Here is a 9,850-nt window from a genome sequence, read left to right on the forward strand (position 1 = left end):
GGTGGCTGGCCCGGGGCTCCGGGCGCCTCGGCTGGCGGCGCCGCCCCGGCGCCCCGGGCCTGACCCGGGCGGCCCCGCGCGGGGGGGCGGGGCGACGCGCTTCGCCCGGCCCACCGGCCCCTCTCCCCCTCTCCCCTCCCCCGCGCCGCCTGACGGAAGGGCCTCATGGCTTCCCGAGCAGTCGCCGGCTACCAGTGGCAGGGCGTGGCGATGCTGCGCGCCACCACCAGCCCCGGACCGGCAGACATCCCCCGTACCCTCGACCTGGACGACGTGGCCGTCACCCGCGGATGGCTGAACCGGATCTGGCAGCGCGAAGACTTCCGCCGCGCGCTGGAGGCGGCCACCCCCGCCCTATCCGACGCCATCGAAGCCGTCGTACGCGGCTGGCAGGCCGAGCCCCGTCACGTGCGCCGCACCGCAATGTCGACGGCCTCCTACCTTCTGCGGTGGCAGCACCGCCCGACCCCGCTCGGCCTGTTCGCCGGCACCGCCCCGGTGTCCGTCGGGCCCCGGGCCGGCGTGCGGTGGCGCGACAAGCACCGCGCGATGATCCGGCCGGACGCCGAATGGGTCACCGACATGATCCTGCGTCTCCAGCGCACCCCCGCATTACTGAAGCGGTTACCGCTCGTCGCCAACAACGCCGCTCACACGCGCGGCGACCGGCTCGTGGCGCCGGGCCCGCCTTCCGACGGCCACGCCGTCCTCCTGGCCCCCGTCGAGGTGTCCGTCCGCAACGCCCGGCCGGTGGCCGCCGCGATGGACGCGGCCCGCGCCCCCATCCCGTACGGCGAACTCCACGACCACCTGCGCGCCGGCTTTCCCCAGGCCACCAACGACAAGATCGACGCTCTCCTCCTGGGCCTGGTCGAGCAGCAGTTCCTCATCACCAGCCTGTGGGCGCCCATGACCACCGTGGACGCCTTCCAGCACCTGTGCCGCGAACTGGACCGGCATCAGGCGGACACCATCCCGGAGGTGCGGGACCTGGTCCACGCGCTGTACGCGCTGCGCGACGAGGTGTCCTCCCACCAGCCGACACTCTCCGACACCCACGTGAGCGCCCTCGCTACGCAAATGCGGGCCCTCACCCCCGTCACCCCGACGCCGCTGCTCATCGACACCGCCCTCGACTGCGAGACCCAGCTCCCGCAGGCCGTGATCGCGGAAGTGCAAGCAGCCGTGTCGGCCCTGTACCGGACCACCCCGCAGCCCTACGGCTACCAGCACTGGCGCGACTACCACCGCCGCTTTCGAGCCCGGTACGGCGTCGGCGCCCTGGTGCCGGTGATGGACCTGGTCGCCGACAGCGGCTTGGGCCTGCCCGCCGGATACATCGGCTCCGAACGCGGCGCCGCCCTGAAACTGCGCACCGACCGCGACGAACTGCTACTCGCCCTAGTGCAACAAGCCCTCTTGGACGGACGCAACGAACTCCGGCTGACGGACACCATGGTCGACGCCCTGGAGAAGGCCGCCGGAAGCGACGAGCGACTGTTCGTACCCCGAGTGGAGACCGCCTTCGAAGTCCACTCCCCCAGCGCCACGGCCCTCTCACGCGGCTCCTTCGACGTCCTCCTCACCGCAGCACCACGGCCCGGCAGCAGCATGGCCGGCCGATTCGCCCACCTCCTGCCACCCGAGCACCAGGACGCACTCGCCGCCACATACGACGGAGCTCCGGGCGTCCTCACGGCGCAGCTCGTGTTCCCGCCACGCCGACACCGCAACGAGAACGTCACCCGTACACCGCGGCTGCTACCGCACGTCATCGAGCTTTCCGGCCACCGGGAAGCTGACGAGACGACGATCCAGCTCACCGACATCGCCGTCACCGCGGACCCGCGCAGCTTCCACCTCGTACAGCTCTCCACCGGCCGGCGCATCGACGTACGGGTCCTGCACGCCCTGGAGGGCGGGACGCAGACACCGCCGCTGGCCCGCTTCCTCGCCGAGGTGGCCAACGGGCGGTACGCCGCCTACAAGCCGTTCGACTTCGGCGCCGGCTCCCGCCTCCCGTACCTCCCACGAGTGCGCTACCGCCGCACCATCCTCACGCAGGCCCGATGGCTGCTCGTGGCCGACGACCTGCCCGGCCGCAAAGCCACGACCCAGGAGTGGGAGCACGCCTTCGACACCTGGCGAAACCGCCTACGGGTGCCCATGAAGGCGGCCATGATCGAGTACGACCAGCGCCTGCCCCTCGACCTGTCCCATCCGGTCCACCGCCGGGTACTGCGCGCGCACCTCGACAGCACCAGACGCTTGGAGCTGCGCGAGGTCCCGGACGGCGAGGCCCACGGCTGGATCGGGCGAGCACACGAAATCTGGCTCTCCCTGGGCCGGCCCCAGCCCGGCACCACCGATGTACCCGCATTCCGCCCGACCACTTCGCCGGCCCCCGAGCAACACCTCCCGGGCGCCGGCAACGTGCTCCTCGCGCAGCTCCACGCACACCCACGCCGCTACGACGAGATCCTGAGCCGCCATCTGCCCTGCCTTCTCGCAGCGTTCGACGAGCAGCCGCCGGCCTGGTGGTTCACCCGGCACCGGGAGATGGCCCGTCCGGACGCCGACCAGCGCCTCGACCTCACGTTGCACCTGCCGCCAGAGGCGTACGGCACCGCCGCCCAGTACATCCGTACCTGGGCGGACAACCTGCACCGGCTCGGTCTGTCGTCCGGACTCATCCTGGCTCCCTACCAGCCGCAGACCGGGCGCTTCGGCAGGGCGGCGGCCATGGACGCCGCGCACCAGGTGTTCACGGCGGACTCTGCCGCCGCCCTCGCGCAGATCCAGCTCACCGAGCGCACCGACGCCCTCGCCCCGCAGGCCCTCGCCGCAGCCAGCGCCCTGCGCCTCGTCACCCCTCTGGCGCCGAACACCGCCACAGCCGAGTAGTGGTTGCTGCGCAACCTCCCCCAGAGCAAGGGGCGACTGGACCGGGCCCTGCGTAGCCAGGTGCTCGAACTCGCCGCGCCGAACGGCGCCTCCGCTCTCGCGGCCCTCCCCGGTGGCTCCCTGGTCACCGAAGCGTGGCGGGCCCGCACCGCCGTCGTGGCCGCCTATCGGAACACCTTGACCGGTGAGCGTGATCCGCTCGATGTCGCCCGATCGCTACTGCACCAGCACCACATCCGGGCCCTGGGAGTCGACCCGCGCACCGAGGAAACCACACTCCGGCTCGTACGAACCGCAGCCCTTCAGCACCGGATGGCGGCCCGATGACCGCCACCACCGCGGCGGTCCTGAAGCAGTACACCGCCCAACTCGCAGAACCCGCTCCCCCGCCCCCGGACGAACCCTGGACCGTGCAGTCCCTCGCCGACGGTGCCGCCGGAATCAGCCTGCTGCACATCGAGATGGCCAGTCGCTACGGCGACTCCTGGCGCCCCGCCCACCGGTGGATCACCGCCGCAGCGGCAGGACACATCAGCGCGGCCGACACCACCGGCCTGTTCCTCGGCGCCCCGGCCATCGGCTTCGTCCTCACCACTGTTCCGCCGCCCTTCCAACACCTGTACGACCCTGCGCGCGGGACGCTCCACCAGCACATCACCGATCTCGCCCACCGCCGCGTCGATGCCGCGCTCACCCGCATCCGCAAGGGCGACCTGCCCACCTTCGCCGAGTACGACATCTTCTACGGACTCACCGGCATCGGGGCCTACCTACTGCGCGCCGACCCCGAAGGGCTCGCCCTGGAACGCGTCCTGCGGTACCTCGTCGCCCTGGCCCGCCCGCTCGCCTCTGGTGGCCTCGGCCTGCCCGGCTGGTGGGTCCGCCACGATCCCGCCCGAGGCGAATCCCCTCACTTCCCGGGCGGCCACGCCAACTTCGGTGCCGCCCACGGCATCACCGGCCCGCTCCTCCTCTTGGCCCAAGCCCTGCGCCGCGGCATCACTGTCAACGGCCACCACGAGGCCATGTGGACCATCTGCGAACATCTTGACGTCTGGTGCCAGCTCAGTCCCTCCGGTCCCTGGTGGCCCGAGCACATCTCGCGCCGTGAATTCGGCCGCGGACGCCCCCACCACGACACCCCCACCCGGCCGAGCTGGTGCTACGGAACCACGGGCATCGCACGGGCCGGGCAACTCGCCGGGCTCGCCCTGCGCGCCCCCAACCTCCAGGCGTTCTACGAGGACGCCCTGTACCGCACCCTGACCGACCCCGAACAACTCGCCCACGTCACCGACTCCGGCCTGTGCCACGGCTGGGCAGGCATCTACCAGACCGCCTTCCGCGCCGCCGCCGACGCCCTCGACCCCCGCCTCCAGACCCTGCCGAAGCGCCTCGGCGACCCCCTCGCAGCGCACGCCCAACCCGGCGGCCTCCACGCGACCGGGCTGATCAACGGCGACGCCGGCACCGCGCTCGCCCTCACCACCCACGCCTCACAGCAGGCCCCGATTACCGGATGGGACGCATGTCTCTTGATCAACTGATCCTGACGGAACCGCGCCCGATCCAGCGCGCCGTCACCGCTTCCCTCACCGGCCTGCCGATCCCCGACGTCGCAGCCCAGTACGGGATGGAACCAACGGTCTTGTCCGACGCCGTGGCGGTCTACGACCAGGCCGGCCGGGAGGCCTTGGCCCGTCACGCCGCCACCACCGATTGGTGGCAGGCCTACCTCCACTTCACCGACTGGGCGGACGCCGACACCACCTTCACCGCGCACGTGCTCCCCGTGCTGCGGGAGGCAGAGGTCGCGGGGAACATCGACGGCTGGTGGTACACCCGCAAGCACCCGTGCTGGCGCATGCGCCTTCGTCTACCGCCCGAGCCCGGAACCAAACTGACCCTCGGCGACAGCTTCGACCGTCTCGTCTCCGACGGTCACCTGCAACGGTGGTGGCCCGGGATCTACGAGCAGGAAACCGCAGCGTTCGGGGGCCCGGCCAGCATGACGGCCGCGCACGCGTTGTTCGTCACCGACAGCCGAGAGGCGCAGCAACTAAGGCAGCGCGGGGACCTGGCCGTGGGACCGCGCGAGCTGTCCGTTCTCCTCTGCACGATCACGATGCGCGCTGCCGGCCTGGAGTGGTACGAGCAGGGGGACGTCTGGCACCGTGTCATCACGGAGGAGCACCGATCGGCCGTTAGCGACGTCCCAGCAGGCCATCTCGACGCCCGCGCCCAGCAGATCCGGCCGCTGCTCTTCGCCGACAGCGACGTAATGCTGCGCCCCGGCGGGCTGTTGGAGCCCGTCGCCGAGTGGGCCGCCGCCTTCCGCAGCACGGGGCAGGAGCTCCGCCGGGCTGTTCAAGCCGGAACGCTGGACCGCGGCTTGAGGCAGGTGCTCAGCTACCACGTGATCTTCCACTGGAACCGGATCGGACTCTCCATGCGAGGCCAGAGCATCTTGGCCTGGGCAGCCAGAGCGGCGATTCTCCACACGGAGAGCCGGACATAACGATCTCCAAAACAAGAGCAGGGAGGACCGTCCGAAGAACCTCAGCCCCGAAGAACATCGTGGTCGTCGGCTCGGACATCCGCGACGGCGACAACGCCGAGTACGGCACAGCCTGACCACCATGCAGTGGACATGTCCGACACCCTCACAGTCGTCCATGTCGCCGCCGACCGGAAAGGGGGCACCGTGGTCTCGTTGCCCCACGAGTCCTGGGTGCAAATAGCCGCAGGCGACCCGAGGACGGTACAAAGTCGGATCCCCATCACCTCAAGATCACCGAGGCTCCCCTCGGTGGCTCAAACGGCGACCTACCTGCGCTCTCAATGGCGGTTGGCTGGCGTGCGGCACTTCCCTCGACGGCCGCGGGACCACTACAGAACGCACTTAGCCAGACGTTTATCCAGTCGTGCTGACTATGACGACAGTGGCGGATCTGGTTTGTCCCGTTTCCCGACGGGGTGCACACGTGCACGATGTCTGTTCTTCGTGCCGGTTGGCCGACCGGGGCCTGCAATGGTGGATTTCGGTGCGCCGGTCGGCTGAGGGGTCTTCCTGTGGAGGCGGCGAAATCCTCGACGGACGCGTGCGGGTGTGAGGCGCCCTTGACGCGCGGGCCGTTCCCAAGGATTGCGGAGATCCTCTGCGAGGGGCCGGGCAAGACGGAGCTGGGCGTGGGCAGCTATGACGAGCCAGGTCCAGCGGTCGGCGGCGGCCGGCTCTCGGAGTTTGGGAGTGGTCCACCCCATTGTCTGCTTCAGCATCCTGAAGGTGTGCTCAAGATCGAATCTGCGCAGAAACGCCTGCCAGAGCCGGTCCACGTCACCGGCAGTAGCAGCGGTGCCCGACCACCACAGCCAGACTGGCCTGGGACTGCGGTCCCCACGAAGGTGGTCGACCTGAAGGCGGATGACGGTGCCTTCAATGACCGGTAGCTCTCCTTTGGGGTATTCGGCCCAAGCCGAGCGCCGGACCAGTAGCGGGTGCAGCCGGTCCCAGGCTGTGGCGACGGCCTTCCCGTAATGAGTGGTGTCGGTCGCCGTGGTGACGGACGGGGCCGGCTGAGTTGCCGCAACCTCGAACGCGAACTCCGTCCCGCGCTTGGGCTTGCGGCCGACTTTGCCCGGCGGCTGCGGCGGGGGTGGGAAGTACAGGACGCGGTCCGAACGCATCCGACCCAGCATCTCGACGGGCAGGTCCGTCAACAGGAAGGCCAGGCGGGTCACGTCGTAGCCGGCATCGGCGACGACCAGGACGGGCGGATCTCCGATCTGCCACTGGCCTGCTACATACAGTCGCTGGAACACTTCCCGAATCTGGGCGGCGGTGACGGCGATCGCGTCGTCCCACGGACACAGCCGGACCACGTCCAGCATGGCAGTCCATGACGTCCGCCCCTGCTCCAGAGCGGCCACGAAAGAGTAGGGCCACCCCGGGATCATCTGGGCCGAGCCCCTGCCACGGCCATACGTGTGACAGAACAGCCGGTCCGGGCTGGTATTCGCATCCGGCCGCAGCCAGTTGCTCACATCGACCGCCAGGACCAGCTGCCCCTCCGCCGTCCGTGGAAGCGGCAGCCCCACCAGCGCCCTACGCAGCCGGGACACGTCGAGGTGCCCCCGATTCACTCCGCCGTACAACGCACCATGCCCACGCCGGTACTCAGGGGCCAGCGAGAGCTCGACCAGCGTCCTCACCGGGCCGTCCGCGCAGAGCAAGGCGTCACTCAGCTCGAACAACGCGTCGCGCCGTCCGGTCAGACACGCATACAACTCCGTCCGGAAGGAAGCGAGGTCGACAAACGCATCCCGCGGGGCATCCCGCTGCGGCAGACTCATGGCTACGGCCTTCGTACTGGTCAAGTGCCTCTGTGACGGAGCACAGGATCAGACGAAGGCCGCTCTCACGTCAGCTACTCAGCTGAAACGTCGGCAAGTTCGAGGTCACGTTCGACTACGGACGATAGACGTCAAGCTAAGTGGCCACCCAACGCTGCCGTACCTCCACAGACGTAGCCGCAACCCACAGCGCGGCAACAGACCGCGCACTTCGAGATACCCGAGCCGGACGCGACCGAGCCGCTGCTCCAGGCCTACTCACAACCCGGTCCCACGGACGTAGGGTGCCGCGTCGACAGGCGGTGTTTCACGCGCACGGGCGGCAGAAGCGCTTCCGGTGCCCGGTCCGGCTGGCGAGGCCCCGGCCTTCGGGCCGGCCGAGCTGACAGGCGACCGATCCGGTGCTCGCCAGCCCGACCCGCGCCCCGATCTCCCGGCCCGTGGGCGCCTCCCCGTACTCGATGACCCAGTCCCCGATCACCCGCAGGATGACTGTCTGCCGGTCGGACAGGACGTGCGTCCGGCTCATGCCGTCCTCGCCTCGAGCTGTCCCTGGCATCGGGCGAGGCGCCTCAGCTCCACCCGGGCCGCGGGGACGCGGCCGCCAGGAGTGGACCAGAACGGATGCCACTGGATCCGCACGGACAACATCAACAGGCGATGGCGCAGCTCAGTGGTGCGGCGAGGGCGGGGAACGGCGAGTTCACGGTAGGCAGCATGCCAGGCCCGCTGCGTCGTCGCGAGCATCTGTTCCGCTTCGGACGCATATCAGTGCCTTGATTGCGCCGTGCACCTTGACGACGCTGCGCCCGACACGAAGTTGCCCGTCACAGAGCGCTAAGTTCATGTGCTCAAGGTCAGGTGCTCTGTTCGGAGGTAGGCATGGTGACAGTTTCAGCGAGCAGGAGGCGGTGGATCTGGGCTGCGGCGGCAGTGTCTGCCGTGGTCCTGGTCGGGCTGGTGCTACTGGCGATTTTTGTAGATCTTGATACCGCGGACCGGGTGGCCAGCATCACGGGCGCGGGGCTTGGGGCAATCGGCCTCGTCATTTCGGTGTTCGCTCTCTTTCACGTCTCCGAGTCGCCCGTGGCCGGCGAACGCGGGGTGCAGGTCGGCCACAGCATTGGGCTGGTTGTGACGGGTGACAACAATCGGCGGTCTGGGCCTGCGCCGCAGCCAGCTCCCCATGATCCGACCTGGCCGGTGCGTGATGTACCGGCGGCAGGCATCCGAGGGGTACATGCCGGTGGCTCGCTCGGTGAGGCCATCACTGGTGACGGGAACCAGCAGTTGTGACTTCCTGGTGGCGCCGAATCCGCTCTCCTCGGCCTAGATCGTCGGAAGCCGTTACCGAGACAGACCAGAAGGACTGGCCCACCAAGTCGGCGAGAAACTCGGGCGAGGAGGCGGTCGTCGGCCGCTCCCTGGGGGCGGACCCTACCTCTGACGACCAAGCAGTTCAGCAGGTGAACGGAGGCGCTGGCCGGTCAGTGACCGCAGGAGAGAATCTGGGGCTGGCGGTCACCGGGAACAACAACCTGACCATCGTGCAAGGAAATCTCCTGGTCGGCCCACAGCCTGCCGCGGGCCCAAGGCCGGCGTACGCGTTGGAGAAAATCTCGAGCCTGCGGTCGGCCGACGCCCTCCGTTTCGAAGTACACCCTTCTCTCAGCGTCGAGGACGACAAGCGGTCGCTCTCCAAGCTGCCCCCGTACGTCCTCAGGCCTGACCGTTTGGATGATCTCCTGCGCAGCGAGGTCCGTGCGGCCAAGGATGAGAGTCGTTTGGTGATGGTCACCGGCAGTTCCTCAGGTGGGAAAACTCGTGCCTGCTGGGAGGCCATCAGGGCTGAGCTGCCCGAGTGGAAGGTGCTTCATCCTCTTGTGCCAGATCGGCCGCGGGGGCTGTTGCAGGCACTGGAGCAGGGTGCAGTAGGTCCGCACACAGTGCTGTGGCTCAACGAAGCGCAGTTGTACTTGCTAGGAAATGACCAGGTTCAGAAAATCACGTCCGCTTTGCAAGACTTGCTGTGGGATCGTGGCCGGGGCCCGGTCCTAGCGCTGGGGACCATGTGGCCTGATCTGTGGGACCGCTTCTCGCAGGCCGATGTAGCAGCCGATGAGCTGCTCGACGGCTCCTCGCAGCTCGCCGATCTGGCGGTTACGGTGGCGATGCCCGTTGCCTTCACCAAGGATGAGCTAACTTCGGCTGCTCACTTGATCAACTCAGATCCTCGTCTGGTGATGGCTCGTGAACAAGCCACAAGCGGACGAATATCGCAGTTTCTTGCCGGTGCGCCACAGTTGTGGCGCAGGTACGAGAACGCGAGCCCCGCCCCTCAAGCCGTGCTGCATGCCGCGATGGATGCACGGCGTTACGGGCATAGTCCTCTGTTCTCTCCCGGCTTCCTGTGCGCCGCTGCCGAGGGATACATCGACGATGCGGCCTGGCATGCGCTCGATGACAACTGGTTCGGTGCCTGCCTGGATGGCCTGCTCTCAGAGGGCAGAATGAGAGTGGATAGGAGTTTTGTCGTCACCTGAACGTGTGGCGCAGCGGCATCCCGGCCGGTCGGCGGCCATGGGCATGTTGG

8 protein-coding genes are annotated in these 9,850 nt (G+C 68.8%); 6 read left to right on the forward strand and 2 right to left on the reverse strand.

The features are described from left to right. Positions 1 to 165 precede the first annotated feature (165 nt). The 4 genes from ACIQM0_RS38285 to ACIQM0_RS38300 are packed head-to-tail and all read left to right on the forward strand — an operon-like array spanning position 166 to position 5,422. Positions 166 to 2,904 (forward strand): lantibiotic dehydratase, encoded by a 2,739-nt coding sequence (locus tag ACIQM0_RS38285; RefSeq protein WP_401295619.1) that lies wholly within the window; start codon positions 166 to 168, stop codon positions 2,902 to 2,904. A 3-nt stretch (positions 2,905 to 2,907) separates the two neighbouring features. Then, positions 2,908 to 3,231 carry a hypothetical protein gene (locus ACIQM0_RS38290; RefSeq protein WP_401295621.1) on the forward strand — a complete coding sequence of 108 codons (324 nt, stop codon included), beginning with the start codon at positions 2,908 to 2,910 and terminating at the stop codon, positions 3,229 to 3,231. Further along, complete coding sequence (locus ACIQM0_RS38295; RefSeq protein WP_401295623.1) at positions 3,228 to 4,451, forward strand: lanthionine synthetase C family protein; 1,224 nt, start codon at positions 3,228 to 3,230, stop codon at positions 4,449 to 4,451. The genes ACIQM0_RS38290 and ACIQM0_RS38295 overlap by 4 nt, the downstream gene beginning before the upstream one ends. Next, positions 4,433 to 5,422 carry a thiopeptide-type bacteriocin biosynthesis protein gene (locus ACIQM0_RS38300; RefSeq protein ID WP_401295625.1) on the forward strand — a complete coding sequence of 330 codons (990 nt, stop codon included), beginning with the start codon at positions 4,433 to 4,435 and terminating at the stop codon, positions 5,420 to 5,422. The genes ACIQM0_RS38295 and ACIQM0_RS38300 overlap by 19 nt, the downstream gene beginning before the upstream one ends. 413 nt (positions 5,423 to 5,835) lie before the next feature. Here the strand turns inward: ACIQM0_RS38300 and ACIQM0_RS38305 are convergent, their stop codons facing one another. Both ACIQM0_RS38305 and ACIQM0_RS38310 read right to left on the reverse strand, forming a co-directional pair. Further along, positions 5,836 to 7,257 carry an NF041680 family putative transposase gene (locus ACIQM0_RS38305; RefSeq protein ID WP_401295627.1) on the reverse strand — a complete coding sequence of 474 codons (1,422 nt, stop codon included), beginning with the start codon at positions 7,255 to 7,257 and terminating at the stop codon, positions 5,836 to 5,838. 307 nt (positions 7,258 to 7,564) lie between these two features. Then, entirely contained in the window at positions 7,565 to 7,786 is a 222-nt protein-coding gene (locus ACIQM0_RS38310) for a hypothetical protein (protein WP_401295629.1), read from the reverse strand. A gap of 353 nt (positions 7,787 to 8,139) precedes the next feature. Here ACIQM0_RS38310 and ACIQM0_RS38315 point away from each other — a divergent pair, with 353 nt between their 5' ends. Together ACIQM0_RS38315 and ACIQM0_RS38320 are read left to right on the forward strand one after the other, a co-directional pair. Beyond that, positions 8,140 to 8,553: a hypothetical protein gene (locus ACIQM0_RS38315; protein WP_401295631.1), complete on the forward strand. Its 414-nt coding sequence runs from the start codon at positions 8,140 to 8,142 to the stop codon at positions 8,551 to 8,553. A 194-nt stretch (positions 8,554 to 8,747) separates the two neighbouring features. Next, entirely contained in the window at positions 8,748 to 9,800 is a 1,053-nt protein-coding gene (locus tag ACIQM0_RS38320; RefSeq protein ID WP_401295633.1) for a hypothetical protein, read from the forward strand. The last annotated feature ends 50 nt before the right edge of the window (positions 9,801 to 9,850 follow it).

Source organism: Streptomyces sp. NPDC091387 (assembly GCF_044756945.1).
Lineage (GTDB): Bacteria > Actinomycetota > Actinomycetes > Streptomycetales > Streptomycetaceae > Streptomyces.